The following is a 22,983-nucleotide window of genomic DNA, read 5'->3' as shown; positions in this document are numbered from 1 at the left end:
CGCCACCGGGCGCGCCGACCGCTTCGAGCGGGCGGCGCGCCCCAGGCTTCCGGCTCAGCGGTGGCCGGTCACCAGGGCCTCGATCGCGGGGACGCTCGCGGCCGGGGTCGGCAGGGCCTCGTTCTCGGCGCGCAGGCGGGCCGCGGCGGCCCGCAGGCCGGGGTCGGTGACCAGGCGGGTGAGCAGGGCGGTGTCGACGTCGGCGGAGCCGGCGCGCAGGCCCGCGCCGGCCGCGGCCAGGGTCTCGGCGACGATGAAGTTGTCGGCGCCCTGGGGCAGCACCAGCTGCGGGACGCCGGCCTGGAGGCCGGTGAGGGTGCTGCCGGAGCCGCCGTGGTGGACCACCGCGTCGCAGACCCGCAGCAGTTCCGCCAGCGGCACCCAGGGCAGCGGGCGGACGTTGGCGGGCAGCGGGCCGAGCTCGCCGAGGTCGCCGCCGCCGACGGCGAGCAGGAAGTCCGCGTCGACCCCGGCGGCGGCCGCCACCAGGCGGCCGATCGCGGCCAGCCCGTCCGTCCCGGCGATCACGGTGCCCAGCGTGACGGCGATCCGCGGCCGCGCCCCGCGGCGCAGCAGGTCGGCGGGGACGGTGCCGCCTCCGTTGTAGGGCAGGTAGCGCATCCGCAGCCCGCCGGGGTCGCCGCCGAGCGACTCGGGGACGATGTTCAGCGGGGTGGTGGCGGCCGGGCCCGCGACGCCGTGCTTGTCGTACAGGTCGGTGAAGTGACCGGCCAGCCGGCCGGCCATGTCGAGGCCGGAGCTGAGACCGAAGTTCTGCAGCGCGGCCGGGATGCCCAGCTTCGCGGCGACCAGCTGGGCGGACGCCAGGCAGGAGTCGTGCACCAGCAGGTCGGCGCCCCACTCCTCGGCGACGGCGAGCAGGCCGTCCACGGTGGCCCGGGAGGCGTGCGCGAAGGCGGCGGCCGCCAGGTCGAGGATCCGGTCCTGGGTCATGTGCGGCCGGGCGTAGCCGACGGACTCCCCGGCGGGGAGGACCGCCTCGAACGAGTCGCGCAGCGAACTGCCGTCGCCGATCTCGACGATCGGGAACCCGGCCTGGCGGAGCTGGTCGAAGGGCGCGGGCGAAGCGAACAGGACCTCGTGCCCGGCCGCCCGCAGGGCCTGCGCGGTCGGCACCATCGGGAACACATGGGTGGGCGCGGCCGGGCCGGTGAAGAGCATGCGCACGGTGGTCTCCTCGTGTTTCGTCAGCAGACGGAATCGCGTGGGCGCGGGCCGTACCCGGACGACCGCGCCCGCTCCATTAACTGACGGATCCTCAGTTGACCTTCCCGGCACGATCGATAATCGGACGTTCTGTCGCGCCCCTTGCCTTCCCGGCCCCGGTCTGCTCCCGTCGGCCGCCGCTCCGGGTGAACCGTTGGTCAGCGGCGGGTGACGGCCGCGGCCCCGGCGAAGCGGCGGCGACGCTTCCGCGGCCACCGCCGCCGGAGCGCCGCGACCGGTGCCCGGCAAACGACCGGATGCCGCCGCAGTCCCCCGGAGGGAACTGCGGGCGGGCGGGCGGTTCAGCGGGCGGGCCGCGGTTCAGCGGGCGGCGCGGCGGTTCAGCAGGCGATCGGCGCGGAGCCCAGGGCCACGTCGTCGTACCAGAGGGTGTCGGCGCCGTTGCCGTAGGCCTCCCAACCGAGGTCCAGGGTGACCGGCCGCGGGGCGGTGGTGCGGCTGAGCCACTGCTGGTCGATGTCCGCGGTGGGGACGCCGTCGTCGTGCAGGCCGGGCACCAGCTGGTCGTTCAGCCAGGTGTCCATGGACTGCCTGGTGGTGTCGACGGCGAAGCGGACGCAGACCCACTGGTTCACCGGCAGCGGCACGCTCTGCGCGACGCCGACCGGGCTCTGCGCGGGCAGCGTCGCGTCGTCGGACTCCCGGTTCCACTGCAGGGCGCCGTTCTGGCCGCCCAGCCGCAGGTGCTTGTTGCCGTCGGCGGAGTCCGCCATGGTGACCATGGCGATGTGGTCGGCCGGCAGCGCGGTGGTGTGCCGCACCCAGTACCGGGCGTAGACCACCGGCCCGACGGCGGCGACGTTCGCGGTGGCGGCCGCGAACACGTGGTTGCAGTAGCCGGCCTGCCCGTTGACCCGCAGCGAACGCCCGCCGCTGTGGGCGACCGCGGTGTCGACGGTCACCGTCCCGGCACCCGAGCAGTCGGGGGCGGCGACGCTCCAGTCACCGCTCAGGCTGCTGCCGCTCTGGTCCTCGAAGCCCGAGCAGACCACCGTCCCGGCCCCGGCGCAGCCGGTGGAGCCACTGGAGCTGGGCGACGGCGACGGACTGGACGACGGCGACGGGGACGGGGACGAGGACGGGGAAGGGGACGGGCTGGGTGTCGGGGACGGTGTGGGCGTGGGCGAGGGGGTGCCCGAACCCCCTTGGCAGGAGGCGCCGTTGAAGGCGAAGTCGGCGGGGGCCGGGTCGCTGCCCGACCAGGTGCCCTGCAGCCCGAAGGACACCGAACCTCCGCTCGCCACCGTCCCGTTGTAGCTCAGGCTGCTCGCCGTGACGGCGGTGCCGCTCTGGACGAGCTGCGCGTTCCAGCCCGAGGTCACCTGCTGACCGGCCGCGAACGTCCAGCTCAGCTTCCAACTGCTGACTGCCGCACCCGCGTTGGTGACGGTCACCTGCGCGGTGAAGCCGCCGGTCCACTCGTTGCCCACCCAGGAGACCTGGCAGGCCGCACCGCCCGCGCCCCAGGCCGGCGCCGGCCCCTGCCCGAACCCGGCCAGCAGTCCGAGCACCACCGCGAGCACGGCGAGCACCGCTCCCCGTCCGCGCCGGCTTCCGTACGTCCTCGCTCCGTTGCGCACCATGTCGAACCTCTTCGTGTCGTCGGTTCCCGTCCGTGGGTCGTGCGGGCCCCGGGTCCGGGCCCGCCGCGGGCTGCGGCGGGCCCGGACCCGGGGCGCGGGGTCACGCGGCGGTGCAGGAGATGGAGCCGGTCGGGAAGTTGTTGCCGGTGGAGTTGGCGGTGAAGCCCAGCGTGGTGCTGGAGTTCGCGGCGATCGTGCCGTTGTAGGCCGCGTTCTTCACCGTCACGTCGCTGCCCGAGGTGGTCAGCGCCCCGTTCCACAGGCTGGTGATGGTGGTGCCCGGACCGGTCTGCCACTTCAGCGTCCAGGAGTTGACCGGCGTCGCGTTGTGGTTCATCACCTCGACCGACGCCTGGAACCCACCGCCCCAGGAGCTCACCACGCTGTACGTCGCCATGCAGCCGCTGCCCGGCATCGTCGTACCGCTGGACGACGGGGACGGGGACGGGGACGAGCTCGGGCTCGGGCTCGGGCTCGCGGAGGCCGACGGGCTGGAGCTGGAGCTGGGGCTGGGGCTGGGGCTGGTGGAGGCCGGGGCGCTCGGGGAGGACGAGGAGGTCGGCAGGTGGATGCCGGTCACCTCGCCGTTGCCGCCGTCGAAGACCAGGTCGGAGCAGGAGAAGAAGTTCTCCTGGCTGTCCGAGCGCACCCACTGGATGAGCATCTCGGCGGCGCCGCTGCGGCCCGACGGCAGGGCCAGGTTCCAGTAGTAGTGGCCGCCGTCGACGCCGGGGCTGCCCACCTGCGGCGGGTTGGCGACGGTGGTGAGCAGGCCGAGGTCGGCCCAGGCCAGCGGGGTGGTCGGGGACCAGCCCTGCTTGGTCAGGTAGACCCGGAACTCGCCGGGGTGGGCGGCCCAGTTGGAGTAGTCGACCTCGATGGTGGCGCCGGAGGTGAGGTGCGTCTTGGGCCAGTCGTCGCGGGCCGCGTTGTAGGCGGAGAAGTCGTACGGGGACTTGTTGCCGGCGCTGCACAGGGTGCCGTCGGGGACGTAGCCCTGGCCGCGGCCGCCCGCGTTGGAGTCGAGCACCGCGAACCAGTTGTAGAGCGGGGTCGTGCCGCTCTGCGCGACGGCGGCCTGGCAGGCCGGGTTGGTCGGCGTCAGCGCGCCGGTCCCGGTGAGCCCGTCCTGGTAGCACAGGTACGTGCGCGAGCCCGGGACGATCGCCACGCCGTGCGCGTGCGCCGGGGACAGCCCGAGCAGCAGCGCGCAGATCGTCGCGGCCGCGGTCGCCAGGGCCGCGACGATCGTGGAGGTCTTGCGTCGTGACATGAAACTTTCACCACCTCGGTGGATGGGGCCCGCGCGTGCCGTCCCGGCCGGGCGAGCCGTCTGACTGGGGAAAAGCCATGCTCATGCCATGAGCGAGGGGGTCTATGGGAGCGCTCCCAGGGCCCAAGGTAACGGGCTGTCAAGAGCGTGTAAACGGGGTGGCCCGCCGACCGTGAAAGGTTCAAGTCCGTTGAGCGGCAAGGCTGTTGGCGATCACCGCCCCGAGACCCGGCGCCCGCTCGGACCCTGCGCCGACTCCGCACGGACCCCGAGCCGACCCGGACCCGCCCGGCCCCGCCCGGACCCGCCCGGCCCCGCCCGGCCCCGCCCGGCCCTGCTGGGATTCCACATGTATCCTAGTTGGGTGCCGGATTACCGATCCTCTGCTGCCCTGGAAGCCCTGGAGCGCCGCCTGCGCCACTCCCGCCTCCTGAACGTCGTCCTCGCCGCCGTCTGCGTGTTCCTGCTGGTCGTCGCCCTGGCCGGCGGCGGCTCCCGCAAGGTGGCCGGGTCCGCCCCGGCCCCCGCGGCCACCGGCGGCGCGAGCGCCGGCGCCACCGCGCAACGGGCCACCGCCGCCGACTCGTTGGCCCGGCGCGACCCGGCGGACCGGATGGCGCTGGGCCCGGTCGACGCGCCGGTGGTCATGGTCGAGTACGCGGACCTGCGCTGCCCGTACTGCGCGCTGTTCAGCCGGCAGACGCTGCCCGCGCTGCTGTCCGAGTACGTCGACACCGGCAGGGTCCGCTACGAGTTCCGGGACCTGGCGTTCTTCGGCGACCAGTCGGTGGACGGCGCGGTCGCGCTGCACGCCGCGGCCGACCAGGGGCGGTTCCGGGAGTACCTGACCACCCTGTACGGCGCCGCCCCCGACCACGGGCACCCCGACCTGCCGAAGGAGAAGCTGCTCGGCTTCGCCCGCACCGCGGGGGTCCCGGACCTGGCGGCCTTCGAGACCGCGCTCGGCGACGCCGACCTGCGCGCCGCCGTGACCACCGCGACCGGGAAGGCGCAGGACCTGGGCGTCACCAGCGTCCCGTTCTTCGTGGTCGGCGACCGGGTGCTGTCCGGCGCGCAGCCCGCCGACGCGTTCCGCGAACTGCTCGACGGCGCGCTGGCGAAGGCGGGCGGCACCCGGTGAACATCGGCTTCGCCGGGGCCCTGGCCGGCGGCGTGCTGACCCTGCTCAGCCCGTGCTCGGTGATGCTGCTGCCCGCGTTCTTCGCCTACGCCTTCACCGCGCCGGGCCGGCTGGTCGCCCGCACCGGGGTCTTCTACCTGGGCCTGCTGGCCACCCTGGTGCCGGTCGGCGTGCTGGCCGGCGGCCTGGGCGCCGTCGTCGCCGAGCACCGCGGCCTGCTGGTGGGCACCGCCTCCTGGACGGTGATCGCCCTCGGCCTGGTGCAGCTGGCCGGCCTGACCCTGCCGGCGCTCGGGCAGACCCGCACCGGCGACCTGACCTCGAACCTGTCGGTGTTCCTGCTGGGCAGCGTGTACGGGGTGGCGGGGGTGTGCGCGGGGCCGGTGCTGGGCTCGGTGCTCGCACTGGCCGCGCTCGGCGGCACGCCGCTGTACGGCGGCACCGTGCTGGCGGTGTTCGCGTTCGGCATGGTCGTGCCGCTGTTCCTGCTGGCGCTGGCCTGGCCGCGGCTGCCGTGGGTGCGCCGCGCGGTGCGCCCGCGCGAGGTGCGGATCGGCCGGTGGCGCAACACGGTGACCCAACTCGTCGGCGGGGCACTGGGCGTGGCCCTGGGCGTGCTGCTGCTGGCCACCGACGGGACGACCGCGCTGGGCGGGTTCCTGGGGGCGTCCGAGCAGTTCGCGGTGGAGACCCGGACCCTCGACGGGGCCGCGTCCGTGCCCGACCTGGCGGTGGTCGGGGCGGCCGTCCTGCTGCTGGGCGCCGCCCTGCTCGTGCACCGCCGCCGTGCCCGGGCCGCCGCTGCCCGGCGTTGACGGGCGGACGCGCCGCGTGCCCGCCCGGTCGTCCGGCCGGCTCCGGGTCGGGGAAGATGGGGGCCATGTCGACAAGCGAGAGCGCCTCCGAGCGGGCCTACGCCGCCCTCCGGACCGGCATCCTGGACGGGACGCACCGGCCCGGGACGATGCTCGGCGAGGCCGGCCTCGCCGCCGAGCTCGGCCTCAGCCGCACCCCCGTGCGGGCCGCCCTCGCCCGGCTCCAGGACGAGGGCTGGATCACCGTCTACCCCAAGCGCGGCGCCCTGGTCCGCGGCCTGGACGGCAAGGACGTCCAGGACCTCGCCGACGCCCGGCTGATCCTGGAGAGCACCGCCGTCCAGCGCACCACCCCCGAACGCCGGGCCGCCCTCGCCGCCCGGCTGGCGGGCGAGGTCGACCGCCAGGAGCAGGTGCTGGCCGACGGCGACCTGCCCGGCTTCATCGAACTCACGGTGGCCTTCCACCGCTCCTTCGTCGAGGCCGCCGGCAACCAGGTCCTACTGGAGCTGAACGACCGCCTCGCCGACCGCCAGCGCTTCCTGCTGTTCAGCTACGGCGGGCAGCTGATGGAGCGCTGCGCCGACATCATCGCCGAGCACCGCGCGCTGGTCGCCCGCCTCGCCGCCGACGACATCCAGGGCTTCTCCGACATCCTGCGCTCGCACGTCGGCGACACCTACGGCTTCGACCTGCGCCACCTGCGAGTCTGACCCGGCGTCACACCACCGCCCCGCCCTGCGCCACCTGCGGGTCCGACCCGCCGTCACACCGTCGCCCCCGCCCTGGAGCAGTGCAGTTCCGGGTCGGCGACGCTGCCGGTGCGCAGCAGGGCGACGTCGCCGCGGTAGTCCATCGAGGTCAGCCACGGCATCCGGTCGCCCTGGCGGGGCAGCGAGTCGACGGCGCGCCGGACGTACCCGGCGCCGAAGTCCAGGAACGGGCGGGTGGGCATCGCCGGGTCCGCGGGCTCGGGGCGGCAGACGTCGTGGCCGTGGGCGTCCAGGTGGGCGAGCAGGCGACAGAAGTGCTCGCACAGCAGGCCGATCTTCAGCGTCCAGGAGGAGTTCGTGTAGCCGATGGCGAAGGCGAAGTTGGGGACGCCGGAGAGCATCATGCCCTTGTAGGCGAGGGTGTCGGCGAGTCGCACCTCCCGGCCGTCGACGATCAGCCGCAGGCCGCCGAACGCCTGCACGTCCAGGCCGGTGGCGGTGACCACGACGTCCGCCGCGAGCTCCCGGCCGGACTCCAGCCGGACGCCGGTCTCGGTGAAGGTCTCGATCCGGTCGGTGACCACCGAGGCCCGGCCGGCGCGGATCGCGGCGAACAGGTCGCCGTCGGGGACGGCGCACAGCCGCTGGTCCCACGGGTCGTACGGCGGGTTGAAGTGCTCGTCGACGGGGTAACCGGCGGGCAGCCGACGGGTGTTGACCCAGCGGATGATCCGCCGGGCGGCCCGCGGGTGGCGCCGGCAGAAGCTCCACACCAGGCGCTGCTGGGCGATGTTCTTGCGCCGGGTCAGCGCGTAGCCGCGGCGCGGGCCGAACAGCCGCTTCAGCGCGTTGGCGACCGGGTCCTTTCGGGAGACCGGCATGACGTAGGTCGGGGTGCGCTGCAGCATCGTCACGTGCCCGGCGGTGGCGGCCATCGCGGGGACGACGGTGACGGCGGTGGCGCCGCTGCCGATCACCAGGACGCGCTTGCCCGCGTGGTCCAGGTCGGCGGGCCAGTGCTGCGGGTGGACGACGGTGCCGGTGTAGCGCTCGCGACCGGCGAACTCCGGGGTGTGGCCCCGGTCGTAGCGGTAGTAGCCGCCCGCGCTGAACAGCCAGCCGCAGGTCAGCACGGTGCGCTCACCGGTGTCGGTGCGCTCCACCTCGACGCTCCAGCGGGCCGTCGCGGTGGACCAGGACGCGCCGAGCACCTTGTGGTGGTAGCGGATGTGCGGGTCGATGCCGTTCTCGGCGGCGGTCTCCCGCAGGTAGGCCAGGATCCGGGGGGCGTCGGCGATCGACTGCTCGTCGCGCCAGGGCTTGAACGCGTAGCCGAAGGTGTGCAGGTCCGAGTCCGAGCGGACCCCGGGGTAGCGGAACAGGTCCCACGTCCCGCCGGAGGCCGCGCGCGCCTCCAGGACCGCGAAGCTCTTCGCGGGCAGTTCGGTCTTCAGGTACCGGGCGGCGCCGATGCCCGATATCCCGGCCCCGACGACGAGGACGTCGAGGTGCTCGGCGTCGGCACTGGCAGCGGACGGGGACACGGGCGGCTCCGGGGGCGTCGGCGGGCGGACGGGTTCATCGTGCTGCCGCCGCGCCCGTCCGGGCAATGTGCGAACCGCACCCTCCAGGGCCCTTCGAGTGGGCGGAGTGCACCACTACGATGGGCCGCATGTCGTGGCCGCCGCCCTCACCCCGGGTCCGGGAACTGATCCGCCGCGGCGCCGGGATCGCCCTCGACCCGCCGCCCGGCTGGCTTGCCGAACTCGACGCCGCCGTGCTGGCCGGCGAGGCCCGGCAGCAGATCGCCGCCGACCCGGTGCTGGCCGCCGGGACGCGCCGCACCAACCGCTCCAACCTGCTGTTCTGGGCCGCCTCCAACATCCGCGCCCCCGGCGAGCCCGTCCCCGCCAACGACACCGGGGCCCCGCTCGCCGTCGCCCGCGACCTGATCCGGCGCGGCCTCGACGAATCCGCGCTGGACGCCTACCGGGTCGGCGAGAGCGTCGCGGTGCGGATGTGGACGCAGATCGCCTGCACCCTCACCGGCGACCCGGAGGAGCTGCGCGAACTCCTCGACGTCTCGCTGCGCTCCATCTCCGCCTTCGTCGACGACACCGTCAGCGCCATCTCCGCCCGGATGCGCGCCGAACGCGACGAACTCACCCGCGGCACCCAGGCCGAACGCCGCGCCACCGTCGCCCTGCTGCTCGAAGGGGCGCCGATCACCCGGCAGCGCGCCGAGAGCCGCCTCGGCTACCGGCTGCAACCCGCGCACACCGCCGCCGTCCTGTGGAGCGACTCCCCCGCCCCCGACCCGCGCCAGCTCGACCGCGCCGCCGACGCCCTCACCGAGGCCGCCGACCAGCCCCGCCCGCTCAGCGTCGTCGCCGGCACCGCCACCCGCTGGCTCTGGGTGCACGGCCGCCCCGACGCCGACCGGCTGCGCGCCGCCCTCGACCGGCTCCCCGACGTCCGCCTCGCGGTCGGCCCCACCGCCCCCGGCCCCGACGGCTTCCGCCGCAGCCACCTCGACGCCCTGACCACCCAGCAGCTGCTCACCCGCCTGCGCTCCCCCGCCCGCCTCGCCTTCCACCACGAAGTGGAACTCGTCGCCCTCCTCACCGCCGACCCCGACCGCGCCGCCCGCTTCGTCACCCGCACCCTCGGCGCCCTGGAGACCGCACCCCCCGAACTCACCGACACCGTCCGGGCCTTCCTCGCCGAGCAGTGCAACGCCACCCGCGCCGCCGCCCGCCTCTTCACCCACCGCAACACCCTGCTGCGCCGCCTCGCCCGCGCCGACCACCTCCTCCCCCGCCCCCTCGCCGAGCACCCCCTCGACGTGGCCGCCGCCCTCGAAGTCCTGCACTGGAGCGGCCGGCCCTGACCCCGCTGCGACTGCTGCGCCCGCCGCACCCGCCGCACCCGCCGAGGGCAAGATCGCGCCACCGCGCCCCGGCCGGCCCGGCCGGTGCCCGCGGGGCCGCCCCCGGGCGCCGGCGGGACCGGTGACGAGCGGATACGCCGCCCCGGCTCCGCCCCCGGACCGGCCGGGCCGCCGCCCCCGGGTGTGATCACCGTGACGGGCGGGACAGGACGGAGCTCGATCATCCAGTTGTGAACCGTCTTCACATCGGCTCGATCTCCCGCTGCGACCGCCCGGCCCCGGTCGTTAGCGTCGGTGCTCCAACTCACCGGAAAGGGCGAGGACTTGACCGACGACCAGAACCAGGACCCGCAGCTCGGCGGGGCGACGGACCTCTACGTGTTCGGCTACGCGCTGATCATGATGGAGTTGACCCGCCGGCTGCAGACCAACACCGTGCAGGTGAACGCGACCCAGGCCCCGGTCAACCAGTTCTGCCAGCACACCTCGCTGCCCACGCCGGAGATGAAGGACGTGGTCCGGCCCAACCTGGACACGCTCTACAGCCAGGCGTGGCTGGACCTGTCCGCCGAGCCGATCGTGCTCGAGGTGCCGGTCATGGACGAGGGCCGCTACTGGCTGATGCAACTGCTGGACGCCTGGTCGAACACCAGCGAGCAGTCGCCCAGCAGCATCACGCCGCTCACCGCCCCGGCCATCGACCCCGCGCAGGACGTCCAGGTCTACACCTACGCGCTGACCGGCCCCGACTGGAAGGGCGAACTCCCGGACGGTGTCCAGCAGTTGCCGTTCCCGACGAACACCGTCTGGCTGATCGGCCGGATCGAGCTGCACGACGACAGCGAGCAGGAGGTGCAGACCGTCGTCGGCTACCAGGACCAGATGCGGCTGCTCCCGCTGAGCGCCTGGCCCGACAGCGGCAGCTACCTGCCGCCCGCCGGCGTGTACGACCCGGACGCGTCCACCGCCCCGCCGTCCGAGGCCATCACGCAGTACAGCGGCCCCGAGTTCTTCCACGAGCTGGCCGCCCTGCTGGAGCGCACCCCCCTCGACCCGCCGGACGACCGGACCTCCGCCCTGCTCGCCGACCTCGGCGTCCACCCGTACGACGAGGACCGGCTGCCGGACGCCGCGACCCTCGACCTCGCCAAGGCCGCCGGCCTGGACGCCATCGAGCACCACCAGGGGCCCCCGCCGGTGAACGGCTGGGCCTTCCCCACCACCGACATCGGCACCTACGGCACCAACTACCTCCAGCGCGCCTACGTCGCCATGACCGGCCTCGGCGCCAACCTGCCGCAGGACGCCCTCTACCCCAGCACCGGCAACGCCGCCACCGACCCCGGCGGCGCGCCGATCGCCTACACCCTCACCTTCCCGGCCGGCCAGCTCCCGCCGGTGGACGCCTTCTGGTCGCTCACCGCCTACGACTCCGCCAGCTTCCTGGTCGCCAACCCCGAGGACATCTACGCGATCGGCCACTTCGCCGCCCCGCTGGCCGACCCCGACACCGGCGCCACCACCCTCTACGTCCAGGCCGCCGCGCCCGCCGACCCCGAACTGCGGACCGCCAACTGGCTCCCCATCCCCACCAGCGGCACCTTCTCCGTCACCCTCCGCCTCTACGCCCCGGTCACCGCCGACCTCCTCCCCGACTGGCCCCCCGCCCTCACCCCGGTCGCTCCGCAGGACTGACCCGCTCCCGGCCCGGTCCGGCCCGCCGCGCGGCGGGCCGGACCGGGTCAGGCGGACTCGCGGCAGACCAGCGTGGTGGGCAGCAGGGTCCGGGGGCCCGGGGGCGTGCGGTTCTCGATCAGGGCGAGGATGTGGCGGGCCATCGTCGAGCCCTGCTCCTCCACCGGCTGGCGGATCGTGCTGAGCGGGGGGTGGGTGTACTGGGCGACCGGGTCGTCGTCGAAGCCGATGACGGCGACGTCGTCGGGCACCCGGCGGCCCGCCCGGCGCAGCGAGCGCAGGGCCCCGGCCGCCATCAGGTCGGAGGCGGCGAAGACCGCGTCGAGGTCGGGCCGGCGCCTGAGCAGCCGGGTCATGGCGCGCTCGCCGGACTCCAGGGAGAAGTCGCCGAGGTCGACGACGGGTTCCAGGCCGGTGGCGGCCAGGGCCTCGGTGAAGCCGCGGAGCCGGTCCTGGCTGGCGGCCATGTCGCGCGGCCCGGCGATGGTGCCGATCCGCTGGCGGCCGGCCGCCAGCAGGTGGTGGACGGCGGCCTGCGCGCCGCCGTAGTTGTCGGTGTCCACGTACGGCGCCCCGTGCTCGGCCAGCGGCCGGCCGCACAGCACGGTGGGCACCCGGGCCGTGTCCAGGACGGGCATCAGCGGGTCCGAGCCGTGCGAGGAGACCAGCAGCACCCCGTCGACCCCGCGCTGCACGAAGCGGGCCGCCGCCACGTACTCGCTGCGGTCCTGCACCGCGACGAACGCCAGCTGGTAGCCGGCCGGGGCGAGGGCCCGGGACGCGCCGTGCAGCAGGCGGGCGAAGAACGGGTCCGAGAAGAACCGCTGGCTGGACTCGGTGACGATCGCGGCGACCGACCCGCCGCCCGAGCGGTGCGCCCGGGGCGCCCGGCGGCGCACGTAGCCGAGCTGCGCGATCGCCTCCTGGACCCGGCGGTTGGTCTCCTCGCTCACCCGGGCCGAACCGGTGAGGACCCGCGACGCGGTGGCCGTCGAGACGCCGGCCCGCAGGGCCACGTCGGTGAGGGTGGGCGGCGGCGGTGACGGGCTGCCGGCGGCATCGGCGGGTGCGGGCACGGACTCCTCCACGGGGTACCGGGCGACGGGAGCGGACGGGGGCGCCGGACGCGGCCGGGACGGGGTCGGGCGGGATCGGGCGGGATCGGACCGGGGACCGGGGCCCGGCGGGGACGGCCCGGGAGGCGCCTCGGGCGGTCGGGCGGTCGGGCGGTCGGGCGCCTCGGGCGGTCGGGCATCGGGCCGGAGCGGCGGCCCGGCGGTCGCCCCACCCATGATCCACAGCACCGGACGCACCGTCAATCCCGGTCCGGACGGGCCCACTTGGCGCCGCACCCCGGCGGCAGGTCACCGGTGGGCGCCGTCACCGCCGTCCGGCAGGAGCCGCGGCAGCCGGGCCGCCTCCTCCGTGAGCAGCGCCGCCGCCCGCTGCTCGCGCCGGCGCAGCTCGGCCAGGTCGCCGCGGATCCGGTCCGCCGTCAGCGCGGGCGCCCCGGCGTGGAAGGCGTTGATCCGGTCGGAGAGCGCGGTGGCCAGCTGCGCGACGTCCGCGTACGCGGCGCGGACCTGCCCGCCGTGCCGGGTGAGCGCCAGGAAGCGGCCGAACAGGGTGCGCGAACCCGCCAGCAGGGCGATGCTGTTGACGCCGGGCGCCCGGTACACGGCGTCGGCCGCCGCCCGTTCGGCGGCCAGGTTCTCGCCGATCAGGTCGTAGATCCGGAACCCGTCGCGGAACCGGGCCAGGAAGGCGCGGTAGGCGGACTCGAAGCCGTCCAGGTCCGGTCCCGACCGGGGCACCACGGTGGAGCAGTCGACGAACCAGCGCTCCGGCTCCCGGGCGTACCCCTCGCGCAGCACGTCCCACCCCACCGTCAGCGGGACGTACTCGTGGTCGTCGGTGGTGTTGTCGAGCAGCAGCACCTCGCTGCCGCTCGCCCCGCCCACCAGGAACGAGTGCAGCAGCCGCCGTTCCTCCGCGACGGTGCCGACCCGCTCCATGAACTCCACCCAGTGCGGGAAGTGGTGCCGGGGCGCGTAGAACAGCACCGGCCGTCCCGCGGCGAGGAGTTCGGGCAGGCCGGCGGCGAAGCGGTCGACGTCCACCGTGCCGGCCGAGAGCAGGTCGAAGCCGAGCAGCCGCAGGTCGTCCTCGGTCACGTAGGGCGCCTCGAACGCCCAGCGGTCCCTCCCGCGCAGGTAGCAGTGGCGGTAGACGGCCGAGGTCGAGCCCAGCGCCCGGTACATCAGCAGGTCGGAGTGCGGGGTGCGGCCCGCGACGTGGGCCAGCAGCTGGGACTTCCGGCAGTGCAGGTGGTTGTTCGGGTCCTGCGTGCGGATGCGGTCGGCATCCGGGATCCGGATCATCCGGTCGGTGAGCGCCACCGTGGTTCCTTCCGTCGCGTGCGGTCGGGGCGGTCCTCCGTTCCAGCATCCGGCGGCGGTGGCGGACGAAGACGGGCGGCGGGAGGAGATCCTCGCCCCGGCGGCGGGCACCGTCAAGGCGCCCCCGGTCCGCCGCCGGCGGGGGGCCCGGAATCCGCCGGGTCCGGCCGCCCGGACCTGCGGCGGCGGCCCGGATGTAAATTTCACGGCCTTTTGACCCGCCGTCAGGCCCGGACGCATATTGCTGCCCGAGCGACCGATCACGACGTCAGCCCGTCGCGGGCGGGATTCCCGGCGCTCCGGCGGGCCGGTGCTGCGAGCCGCTCCGGCGGCCGGTGCTGCGGGCCGGTCCGGCGGGCCGGTGCTGCGGGCACCGCTCCGGGCGGCGCGCCCCCCATGACCGACTACCGGTGAGGACGTACCTGTGCGGGTGTTACTCCATTTCGGCGGCCTGGGCGATCCCGGGGGCCCGCTGCTGGACCGGCTCCGCGCGCTGTTCCGGCAGCCGCAGAACGCCCGGTTCTTCGCCTCGGCCCTCGCTGGCGTCGAGGCGGCCTTCGAGATCGCGGGCCGCGCGGAGTGCGCCCGCTTCCTGCCCGGCGGGCTGCCGGTGCGCGACTGGCTGGCCGCCCCCGGCGACCCGCTGGTGCCCGCGGCGGCGCGCGGCTCGGTGGCCGAGGGCGTGCTGCTGCACCTGTACCAGCTGTGCGTGCTGCAGCCGGGGCCGGGCAGTCCGCTGGCCCCGGCGGGCGGCCTGCGCCCGGTGGGGGCGGTCGGGCACAGCCTGGGCAGCTACGCCGCGGTCTTCTCCGCCCTGCCCGTCGCGGGCCGGCGCGGGTACGCGGAGGCCGCCGGACGCTCGGTCGCCCAGGTCACGGTGGCGCTGCTGCGCTGCCACCAGGTCGTCCCCGCGGCGCCCCGGCCGGACGGGGAACTGCTGCGCCGGCACGCCGCCCTCGGCCCGGGGGCGGGCGTCCCCGCGGCGATGGCCGCCGTGGTGGGCCCGCGGCGCCCGGTGCTGGAGGAGGCGGTCCGGCGCAGCGGCGACGGCCCGGGCGGCCGGGTCGGGATCGGCCTGGTCAACTCGCCCACCTTCCACGTCCTCACCGGCGCCACCGAGGCGCTGATGCGGCTGCGGCTGGCCGAGGCCGAGCTCTTCGAGCGGCCCGGCGCCCGCTGGACCTACCTGGGCGCCACCGCCCCCTTCCACAGCCCGGCGCTGACCCCGGCCATGGCGCTGATCGGCCGCGACGTCGACCACCACTGGCAGCCCGTCAAGGGCGACGGCCTGACCATGCCGGTCTACGGCACCGGCACCCCCGCCAACCTGCAGTCCTCGCCGCACGTCCTGTACGAGGTGGCCGAGCAGCAGATGTGCCGCCCCTTCGACTGGCCGGCCGTCGTCGACGCCGCGCTGGCGGAGCTGGACCCGGACCTGGTCCTCGACCTCGGCCCCGGCGTCTCGGCGGCCGCGCTGACCCGGTCGCGGCTGCGCGAGAGCGGCTCGGCCGCGCGGTTCACCTCGCTCTGACCGCCCGCCGCGCCCGCGTCGCGCCGCCGGACCCGTACACCCCACGACCACACCCCACGACAGGGAGGGCGCGCCGTGCGCTGCCTCGTTTTCCCCGGCCAGGGCGTCCAACGCCCGGGCATGGGCGCCGAGTTGTTCGACCTGTTCCCGGAGGAGGTCGAGGCCGCCGACGCGGTGCTCGGCCACTCGGTCCGGGAACTGTGCCTGCACGACCCCGAGGGGCGGCTGGGCGACACCCGCTACGCGCAGCCCGCCGTCTTCCTGGTCAACGCCCTCGACGCCCGGCGGCGGCTGGCCGAGGAGGGCGACAGCGCCGAGCCGGTCGGCTGCTACGCGGGCCACAGCCTGGGCGAGTACAACGCCCTGGTGGCGGCCGGCTGCCTGGGCCTGCTGGACGCCCTGCGCCTGGTGCGGGCCCGGGCCGAGGCCATGGCGACGGTGCGCGGCGGGGCGATGGCGGCCGTGGCGGGGATCGGCGGCGACCGGGTGGCGGCGGCGCTGCGGGAGGCCCGGGTGCGCAACGTCTACGTGGCCAACCGGAACTCCGACCGGCAGACCGTCGTCGCGGGCGGCCGGGACGAACTGGCCGGCGCCGCCGCCGTGCTGCGGGCCGCGGGGGCCCGGGCGGTGGTCCCGCTGCCGGTCAGCGGCCCCTTCCACACCCCGCTGATGGCGCCCGCCGCGCGGGCGTTCGCGGCCGCGCTGCGCGGGCAGGCGTTCGCGGCCCCCGCCGTGCCGGTGTTCTCCGGCGTCACGGCGGCGCCCTTCGAGCCGGACCGGGCCGCCGCGCTGCTCGCCGCGCAGATCACCGCCCCCGTGGAGTGGGTGCGCACCGTGCGGGCGCTGCGGGCCGCCGGGGTCACCCGGTTCGACGAGGCCAACGGCAGCACGCTCACCGCCCTGCTGCCCGCGATCGCCTGACCGCTCCGCACCCGCCCCACCGCCCCACCGCTCCGCGCCCGCACCCGCACCCGCACGCCCCGGCCGGCCGCCCGCTGCCTGCTGCCCGCTGCCCGCTACTCGCTGCCCGCCCGCTGCCTGCCCGCCCGCCCGTCCCGAAGGAGAACGCCTTGAACTCGGACATCGCCATCGTCGGCATCTCGGTGGAGGTGCCCGGAACCCGGGACGTCCACGGGTTCTGGGACCTCGTCGCCGAGGGGAGGAACCTCACCGGCCGCTTCCCCGAGCACCGGGCCCGGAGCATCGACGCCTACCTGCGCTACGTCTTCGGCACCACCGTCCGCTCCCCCGCGGACGCCGGCATCGCCTACCGCGACGGCGCCTACCTGGAGCACCCGGAGTACTTCGACGCCGAGTTCTTCGGGATGACCCCGAAGCAGGCCGCGACCACCGAACCGCACCTGCGGCACGCGCTGCGCGCCATGTACCTGGCCTTCGAGGACGCCGGCTACCCGGCCGCCCGGCTGCGCGGCAGCCGGACCGGCGTGTTCGTCGGCTTCGCCGTCAACCCGGGCTCGGCCTACCTGGAGTACCTGTCCAAGATCGACCGGTCGCTGATCCAGCCGGCGCTCACCGGGAACGTGCCCACCATGATGGCCAACCGGCTCTCGCACCTACTGGACCTGCGCGGCCCCAGCATGGTGGTGGACAGCGCCTGCTCGGCCTCGCTGGTGGCCGTCCACCAGGCCAAGAACGCCCTGCTGCTGGGCGACTGCGACACCGCGGTGGTCGCCGGGGCGCGCATCGTCAGCGCGCCGATCGACCACCCGGACACCCGGATCGGCATCGAGTCCTCCGACGGCCGCACCCGCACCCTGGACGAGCGCGCCGACGGCACCGGCTACGGCGAGGGCTCGGGCGCCGTCGTCCTCAAGCGCCTCGACCACGCCCTCGCCGACGGCGACCGGGTGTACGCCGTCATCAAGGGCAGCGCCGTCAACCACGACGGCACCGCCGGCGGCGTCACCACGCCCGACTCCGCCTCGCAGGCGGACCTCCTCCACGCGGCCTGGGCCGACGCCGGGGTCGACCCGCGCAGCATCGGGTACGTCGAACTGCACGGCACCGCCACGAAGTTGGGCGACCCGATCGAGATCGAGGGCCTGCGGCAGGCGTTCGCCCCGCACACCGCGGACCACCGGTTCTGCGCGGTGGGCACGGTCAAGGCCAACATCGGGCACCTCTTCGAGGGCTCCGGCGTGCTGGGCCTGATCAAGGCGGCGCTGGTCCTGCGCCACCGCACGCTGCCGCCGCTGGCGGGCTTCGAACAGCCCAACTCCCGGATCGACTTCGACCACTCCCCGGTCCGGATCCCCACCCGGGCCGAACCGTGGAGCAGCGAGCACGGCCCGCTGCGCTGCGGCGTCAGCGCGTTCGGGCTCGGCGGCACCAACTGCCACGTGGTGCTGGAGGAGTACCCGGACCCGGCCCCCGCCCCCGTCCCCGCCCTCGCCGGCACCGGCGCGCCCGCGCCCGCGCCGCAGCTGTTCGCGCTCAGCGCGCACAGCGAGGAGTCGCTGCGGCTGCTGGTCGGCGCCTACGCGGACTGGTTCGCCCTGGGCCGGTTCGACGGGGTCACCCTCGCCGGGCTGTGCGCCGCCGTCCGCCGTTCCCGCGCCACCCACCGCCACCGGCTGGCCCTGGTCGTCACCGGCCTCGACGAGCTGCGCGCCCGGCTGGAGGCGCTGGCCGCGAACCGGCTCGCCGACGCCGCGCCGTTCCACTCCAGCCACCCCGACTGGGAGTTCTGGGCGCCCGCCCCCGGCACCGCACCCGTCCCCGGCACCGCGGCCGACCCGGACCTCGCCGCCCGGGCCGCCGCCTGGGCCGCCGGGGCCGACCTCGGACCCGACGACGCCCGCCCCGGCACCGGCCCGGCCCCGCGCCCGGTCGACCTGCCGCCCTACGAGTTCGACGAGCGCCGCGCCTGGATCGACTTCCCCGAGGACTGGCGGGAGGCCCTCGCCCTCGGCACCCCCGGCTCCGCCGGCCCCGCGACCCACCAGGTCGTCTTCCGGCCCGCCGACGGCCCCGCCCCCGCCGCCGACCCCGGCGCCCGGGTGCTCGCCCTGGTCGACGGCTCCACCGGCGCCGAGGAACTGCTCCGCGCCGCCGGCCTGACGGACGACCAGCTCGTCCGCCTGCCCGCCGCCGCGGACACCGGCGCGGACACCGGCGCGGACACCGACGCCGACGCCTTCTACGAGGAGCTGGCCGTCCGGGCCGTGGAGGAGGGCGTCACCCACCTCGTGCACGCCCTCGGCTTCGAGGCCGACCCGGCCCGGGACCTCGCCGCCCTGGACGCCCGGCTGGAGAAGAACCTGCACGGCCTGTTCCGGCTCGCCAGGGCGCTGATCACCGAGGGCGCCGAACTCCACCTGGCCGTCCTCACCCGCACCGCCCTGGCCTCCCGCCGCGCGGAGCCCGGCGTCGTGGTGGAGAACTCCACCCTGACCGGCCTGGCCAAGAGCGTGAGCCGCGAGTACCCGTACCTCACCGTCTCGGTGGTCGACACCGACGGCGCCACGCCCGCCCGCACCGTCCTCGACGAGCTCCTCGGCGCCGAGCCCGCCGTCGTCGCGCTGCGCGACGGCGCCCGGCTGCGCGAGACGTTCGCCGAACTGCCGGAGGCCGAGCTGGCCGACCGCGGCGAGTACCTCAAGCCCGGCGGCACCTACCTGGTCACCGGCGGCACGGCCGGCCTGGGCCTGGCCCTGTGCCGCGAGTTCGCGGCCCGCCGGCCCGGCATCAACCTGGTGCTGCTCAGCCGCTCCGGCGACCCCGGCCCGGACGACGGGCAGGCCGGCGCCGACACGCCCGGGGCCCGGCTGCGGGCCGCCCTGCGGGAGCTGCGCGACCTGGGCGCGGAGGTCCTGGTGCTGGCCGCCGACGCCGGCGACCCGGACGCCCTGGCGGCGGCCGTCGCCACCGTCCGGGAGCGCTTCGGCCGGATCGACGGGATCGTCCACGCGGCCGGCGTCCCCGGCGGGGAGGTGATCACCCAGCGCTCCCGGGAGGACTTCGACGCGGTGGTCCGCCCCAAGGTGCACGGCGCGTTCGCCCTCGACCTGCTGACCCGCGACGACCGGCCCGACTTCGTCGTCCACTTCTCCTCGGTGGCGGCCGTGTTCCCCGCCATCGGGCAGGCCGACTACGCCGCCGCCAACCAGTTCCTGGACACCCTGGCGGAGTCCGAGACCGACCCGGACTGCCACGTCATCACCTTCGACTGGGTGTCGTGGAAGGAGATCGGCATGGCGGTGCGCAGCCGCGCCAACGTCGACACCACTTTCAAGGCGCTGCCCACCGCGCTCGGCCTCTCGATCGCCGACGCCGGCCTGCGCTCCGGCCGGGCCCGGGTGTTCGGCGGCGAACTGCACTACGAGGGCGACTACGCCGACGCCCTGCCCGGCTACCACATCGCCCTCGACCCGCCGATCGCCGCCAAGCTCCAGGAGGCGTCGCGCCGCCGCACCGCCCGCCGCGAGCAGGGCGCCGACCAGGCCCGCCGGGAGATCGCCGAACTGCCGGTCGAGCTCACCGGCCGCCTCGACGGCCGGTACACCGACACCGAGCTGACCATCGGCCGCTGCTGGGCCCACGTCTTCGGGTTCACCAGCATCGACGTCGACGCCGACCTGTTCGACCTCGGCATCGACTCGATCACCGGGATGTCCCTGGTGGCCACCGTCACCTCGGTGCTGGGCGTCGAGATGCAGAGCAGCGACCTGCTGGTGGACCGCACGGTCGCCGCCCAGGCCAAGATCGTCGACGAGCGCCGCGCCACCGGGCCCGACGGCCGCCGCGGATGAGCGGGGCCACCCGCACCGGCCCGCCCGGGGGCACCCCGCCCCCGGGCGCCGCCGACGCCACCACGGCCGCGGCCGGAACCCCGGCAGGGGAGCGCTCCCGGCTCACCCGCGGCCCCGTCCTGCGCGCCGTCCTCGGCTTCGCCGCCCCCCTCACCCTCGCCAACCTCCTCCAGCAGACCTACCTGCTCGCCGACGGCGCCGTGCTCGGCCACTGGGTCGGCGTCGACGCGCTCGCCGCCGCCGGTGTCGTCCAGCCGCTCTACCTGCTCGCCGACGGCGTCTTCCTCGGCCTGACCACCGGCTTCGCCATCCGCCTCGCCCACCACACCGGGGCCCGCTCCCGGCGCGGCCCCGCCACCGTCGCCACCGCGCTGGCCCTGGCCGCCGCGGTGTGGGCGGCGGTGTGCTTCCTGGTCGCCCGCACCGCCGGCGGCGCCCTGCTGCGGCTGACCGGGGCCCGCGGCGCGGTGCTGCACGACGCGCAGGTGCTGCTGTCGACGCTGGCGTACGGCTTCCCGTCGGTCTTCGCGGTGTCCGCAGTCTTCGCCCTGCTGCGCGGCCTCGGCGACTCCCGGGCCCAGATGCGGCTGATGGTCGGCAGCAGCCTCGCCAACCTGGTGCTGGCCTGGTTCTACGTGGTGGTGCTCCAGCTGGGCGTGGCCGGCGCGGCCCTGGCCACGGTCACCGCGGCCACCGGCACCGCGGCCGCCGGGCTGGTCCTGCTGCGCCGCCGGGGCGAGCTGCTGCCGCGCCGCTCCCCGGGTGGCCGGACGTGCGGGCCGAGGCGGCGGCCGCCCTGCGCCTGGGCCTGCCCGGCGCCGTCCAGCAACTGCTGATCGCGCTGGGCATCGTGGCGCTGATCCGGATCGTCGCCCCGCTCGGCGCGCCGCTGCTGGCGGCGGTCACCGTGGTGGGGCGGCTGGAGTTCTTCGCTAGCACCGCGTTCCTCGACCTGTCCGGGGCGCTCACCGTCTTCGTCGCCCAGAACCGCGGCGCCGGCCGCCCCGACCGGGTCCGCCGCGCCATCCGCCGGACGCTGCCCTTCGCGCTCGCGCTGGCGCTGGCCGTCAGCCTCGCCGTGGTGCTGCTGCGCCCCGTCATCGCGGCGGCCGCCACCACCGACCCCGCCACCCGGCACCTGGTGGAGCTGTACGTCCTGATCACCTACCCGTGCTTCGTGCTGTACGCCGTCACGGCCGTCGTGCACGGCGCGCTGAACGGCGTCGGCCGCACCGTCGTGCCGCTGGTGTGCACGCTGGTGTCGTTCGTCGCCGTCCGGCTGCCGCTGTCGTACCTGCTGCGGGTGCGGCACGGCGCCGAGGGCGTGATGTGGGCCGTCGACCTCGGCTGGGTGGTCGGCGCGCTGTACACCGCGTTCGCCGTCCGCCGCCACCTGCGCCGCCGCCCGGCCGCCCGGCCCGCGCTGCCCGGGATCCCCTGGACGCGGGTGCTGGCCCCGGTGCTGTGCGCCTGCACCGTCCTGCTGGCCACCGCCGGCCGCTACGGCTACTTCCGCGACGAGCTGTACTGGCTGGCCGCGAGCCGCCACCTCGCCGCCGGCTACGACGACCAGCCGCCGCTGGTGCCGCTGATCGTCCGCGCCGAGACCTGGTTCGGCGGCGACTCGGTGCAGGTCGTGCGGATCGCGCCGATGCTGTTCGCGGCCGCCACCGCCCTGATGTCGGTGCTGTGCGCCCGGGAGCTCGCCGGGACCGACGAGCGGCGCTCGCACCGCGCCCAGCAGATCGCCGCGGTCGCCGTCTCGGCCTCCGTGCTGGTGCTCGTCGAGGGGCACTTCTTCACCACCGCCACCTCCGGCCTGTTCTTCTGGTCGGTGGCGATCTGGCTGGTGCTGCGGATCCTGCGCACCGGCGACCGCCGCCTGTGGTACGGCTTCGGCGCGGTGCTGGGCGTCGGCATGCTCAACAACGACACCATCGTGATGCTGCCGATGTCGCTGCTGGCCGCCGCCCCGTTCACCGGCCACGCCCGGCTGCTGCGCGACCGCGCCCCGTGGCTGGCCCTGCTGCTGGCCCTCGCCGTCGCCTCGCCCGACCTGCTCTGGCAGGCGGCGCACGGCTGGCCCCAGTTCACGATGGCCGGCCACCTGTCCACCTGGGCCAAGCGGTTCACCGCCCTGCCGCTGCAGTTGGAGGCCGCCACCGTGCTCAGCTGGCTGTGGCTGGCCGGCCTGCGGCACACCTGGCAGGACCCCCGCTACCGGGTCCTGCCCGCCGCCTACGCGGTGACCCTCGGGATCGTGGTCGTCTCCGGCGGCAACTTCTACTACCCCATGGGCTGGTACCCGCTCCTGCTCGGCGCCGGGGCCGCCCGGCTCGCCGCCCGCTGGCCGGCCGGCCGCCGCCGGTTCACCGCCTGCGCGGCGGCCGCGGCCGCCGTCACCCTCGCGCTGGGCCCGCCCCTGCTCCCGGTGTCCGCCTACCGCCACCTGACCGCCGTGAACCCCTTCAACGCCGACTCCCTCGGCTGGCCCCGGCTCGCCCGGCAGGTCGCCGACCTGGAACGCCGGCACCCCGGCGCCACTCTGCTCGCCGTCAACTACGGCGAGGCCGGCGCCCTCGCCCACTACGGCCCCGCGCTCGGCCTGCCCGCCCCCTACGCCGACCACAACGGCTACAGCCGCTTCGGCCGCCCCGCCGGCACCTCCGCCACCACCATCGCCGTCGGCTACACCCCCGAGTCCCTCGCCCCCTACTGGCAGAGCTGCACCGTCGCCGACCGCATCGACAACGGCCGGAACGTCCCCGCCATCGAGCAGGGCCTCCCGATCCTGGTGTGCACCGGCCAGAAGTACTCCTGGGAGGAGCTCTGGCCGCTCCTCAAGCACTACAACTGAGCCCGAACCGGCCGGCACAACCGAGCCCGAACCGGCCGGTCGGCGGTTGAAGCCGGCCGTTCCGGG

Annotated in this window: 16 protein-coding genes; 10 read left to right on the top strand and 6 right to left on the bottom strand. The window is 75.7% G+C overall.

The features are described 5' to 3' along the window. Positions 1-54: 54 nt before the first annotated feature. From OU787_RS26565 to OU787_RS26555, 3 genes are all read right to left on the bottom strand, one after another. Complete coding sequence (locus tag OU787_RS26565; RefSeq protein ID WP_268661930.1) at positions 55-1,182, bottom strand: nucleotide disphospho-sugar-binding domain-containing protein; 1,128 nt, start codon at positions 1,180-1,182, stop codon at positions 55-57. Between the two features lie 386 nt (positions 1,183-1,568). Then, a complete protein-coding gene (locus OU787_RS26560; protein ID WP_268660828.1) occupies positions 1,569-2,831 on the bottom strand; it encodes a cellulose-binding domain-containing protein in 1,263 nt (420 codons plus the stop codon). Between the two features lie 100 nt (positions 2,832-2,931). After that, positions 2,932-4,104, bottom strand: a complete 1,173-nt coding sequence (locus OU787_RS26555; RefSeq protein ID WP_268660827.1) for a lytic polysaccharide monooxygenase — start codon at positions 4,102-4,104, stop codon at positions 2,932-2,934. A 364-nt stretch (positions 4,105-4,468) separates the two neighbouring features. Between OU787_RS26555 and OU787_RS26550 the strand changes: the two genes are divergently transcribed. From OU787_RS26550 to OU787_RS26540, 3 genes are all read left to right on the top strand, one after another. Then, positions 4,469-5,245, top strand: coding sequence for a DsbA family protein (locus OU787_RS26550; protein WP_268660826.1), 777 nt, complete (start codon positions 4,469-4,471; stop codon positions 5,243-5,245). After that, positions 5,242-6,060 (top strand): cytochrome c biogenesis CcdA family protein, encoded by an 819-nt coding sequence (locus OU787_RS26545; protein ID WP_268660825.1) that lies wholly within the window; start codon positions 5,242-5,244, stop codon positions 6,058-6,060. Before OU787_RS26550 ends, OU787_RS26545 begins: the two co-directional genes overlap by 4 nt. A 65-nt stretch (positions 6,061-6,125) precedes the next feature. Next, positions 6,126-6,773 carry a GntR family transcriptional regulator gene (locus tag OU787_RS26540; protein WP_268660824.1) on the top strand — a complete coding sequence of 216 codons (648 nt, stop codon included), beginning with the start codon at positions 6,126-6,128 and terminating at the stop codon, positions 6,771-6,773. A gap of 53 nt (positions 6,774-6,826) precedes the next feature. On the opposite strand, the gene OU787_RS26535 is transcribed toward OU787_RS26540, so the two are convergent. After that, entirely contained in the window at positions 6,827-8,317 is a 1,491-nt protein-coding gene (locus tag OU787_RS26535) for a flavin-containing monooxygenase (RefSeq protein ID WP_268660823.1), read from the bottom strand. A 128-nt stretch (positions 8,318-8,445) separates the two neighbouring features. Between OU787_RS26535 and OU787_RS26530 the strand changes: the two genes are divergently transcribed. Together OU787_RS26530 and OU787_RS26525 are read left to right on the top strand one after the other, a co-directional pair. After that, positions 8,446-9,663 (top strand): PucR family transcriptional regulator, encoded by a 1,218-nt coding sequence (locus OU787_RS26530; RefSeq protein ID WP_268660822.1) that lies wholly within the window; start codon positions 8,446-8,448, stop codon positions 9,661-9,663. 324 nt (positions 9,664-9,987) lie between these two features. Then, positions 9,988-11,358, top strand: a complete 1,371-nt coding sequence (locus OU787_RS26525) for a DUF1254 domain-containing protein (protein ID WP_268660821.1) — start codon at positions 9,988-9,990, stop codon at positions 11,356-11,358. 47 nt (positions 11,359-11,405) lie between these two features. Here the strand turns inward: OU787_RS26525 and OU787_RS26520 are convergent, their stop codons facing one another. Together OU787_RS26520 and OU787_RS26515 are read right to left on the bottom strand one after the other, a co-directional pair. Further along, the gene (locus OU787_RS26520; protein WP_030458737.1) at positions 11,406-12,434 is read right to left on the bottom strand and encodes a LacI family DNA-binding transcriptional regulator; all 1,029 of its coding nucleotides are present in this window, start codon (positions 12,432-12,434) and stop codon (positions 11,406-11,408) included. 288 nt (positions 12,435-12,722) lie between these two features. Further along, positions 12,723-13,757 (bottom strand): hypothetical protein, encoded by a 1,035-nt coding sequence (locus OU787_RS26515; protein WP_123562417.1) that lies wholly within the window; start codon positions 13,755-13,757, stop codon positions 12,723-12,725. A gap of 430 nt (positions 13,758-14,187) precedes the next feature. On the opposite strand from OU787_RS26515, the gene OU787_RS26510 reads away from it, so the two are divergent. The 5 genes from OU787_RS26510 to OU787_RS26490 all read left to right on the top strand — a co-directional run bounded on the left by OU787_RS26510 (position 14,188) and on the right by OU787_RS26490 (position 22,917). Next, complete coding sequence (locus OU787_RS26510) at positions 14,188-15,288, top strand: hypothetical protein (protein WP_268660820.1); 1,101 nt, start codon at positions 14,188-14,190, stop codon at positions 15,286-15,288. 75 nt (positions 15,289-15,363) lie between these two features. Beyond that, positions 15,364-16,209: an ACP S-malonyltransferase gene (locus OU787_RS26505; protein ID WP_268660819.1), complete on the top strand. Its 846-nt coding sequence runs from the start codon at positions 15,364-15,366 to the stop codon at positions 16,207-16,209. Positions 16,210-16,358: 149 nt separating this feature from the next. Next, positions 16,359-20,060: a type I polyketide synthase gene (locus OU787_RS26500; RefSeq protein ID WP_268660818.1), complete on the top strand. Its 3,702-nt coding sequence runs from the start codon at positions 16,359-16,361 to the stop codon at positions 20,058-20,060. Continuing rightward, positions 20,057-20,896: an MATE family efflux transporter gene (locus tag OU787_RS26495; RefSeq protein WP_268660817.1), complete on the top strand. Its 840-nt coding sequence runs from the start codon at positions 20,057-20,059 to the stop codon at positions 20,894-20,896. Before OU787_RS26500 ends, OU787_RS26495 begins: the two co-directional genes overlap by 4 nt. Further along, positions 20,833-22,917 (top strand): MATE family efflux transporter, encoded by a 2,085-nt coding sequence (locus OU787_RS26490; RefSeq protein ID WP_268660816.1) that lies wholly within the window; start codon positions 20,833-20,835, stop codon positions 22,915-22,917. The genes OU787_RS26495 and OU787_RS26490 overlap by 64 nt, the downstream gene beginning before the upstream one ends. Positions 22,918-22,983 lie beyond the last annotated feature (66 nt).

The sequence above is a fragment of the Kitasatospora sp. YST-16 genome (assembly GCF_026802215.1).
GTDB lineage: Bacteria > Actinomycetota > Actinomycetes > Streptomycetales > Streptomycetaceae > Kitasatospora > Kitasatospora cineracea.
This window is presented reverse-complemented; position numbering and strand designations above follow the sequence as displayed.

Coding starts and splice junctions, on each gene's coding strand:
- OU787_RS26565 (WP_268661930.1), bottom strand. CDS start 1,182: ATGCTCTTCACCGGCCCGGCCGCGCCCACCCATGTGTTCCCGATGGTG.
- OU787_RS26560 (WP_268660828.1), bottom strand. CDS start 2,831: ATGGTGCGCAACGGAGCGAGGACGTACGGAAGCCGGCGCGGACGGGGA.
- OU787_RS26555 (WP_268660827.1), bottom strand. CDS start 4,104: ATGTCACGACGCAAGACCTCCACGATCGTCGCGGCCCTGGCGACCGCG.
- OU787_RS26540 (WP_268660824.1), top strand. CDS start 6,126: ATGTCGACAAGCGAGAGCGCCTCCGAGCGGGCCTACGCCGCCCTCCGG.
- OU787_RS26530 (WP_268660822.1), top strand. CDS start 8,446: ATGTCGTGGCCGCCGCCCTCACCCCGGGTCCGGGAACTGATCCGCCGC.
- OU787_RS26495 (WP_268660817.1), top strand. CDS start 20,057: ATGAGCGGGGCCACCCGCACCGGCCCGCCCGGGGGCACCCCGCCCCCG.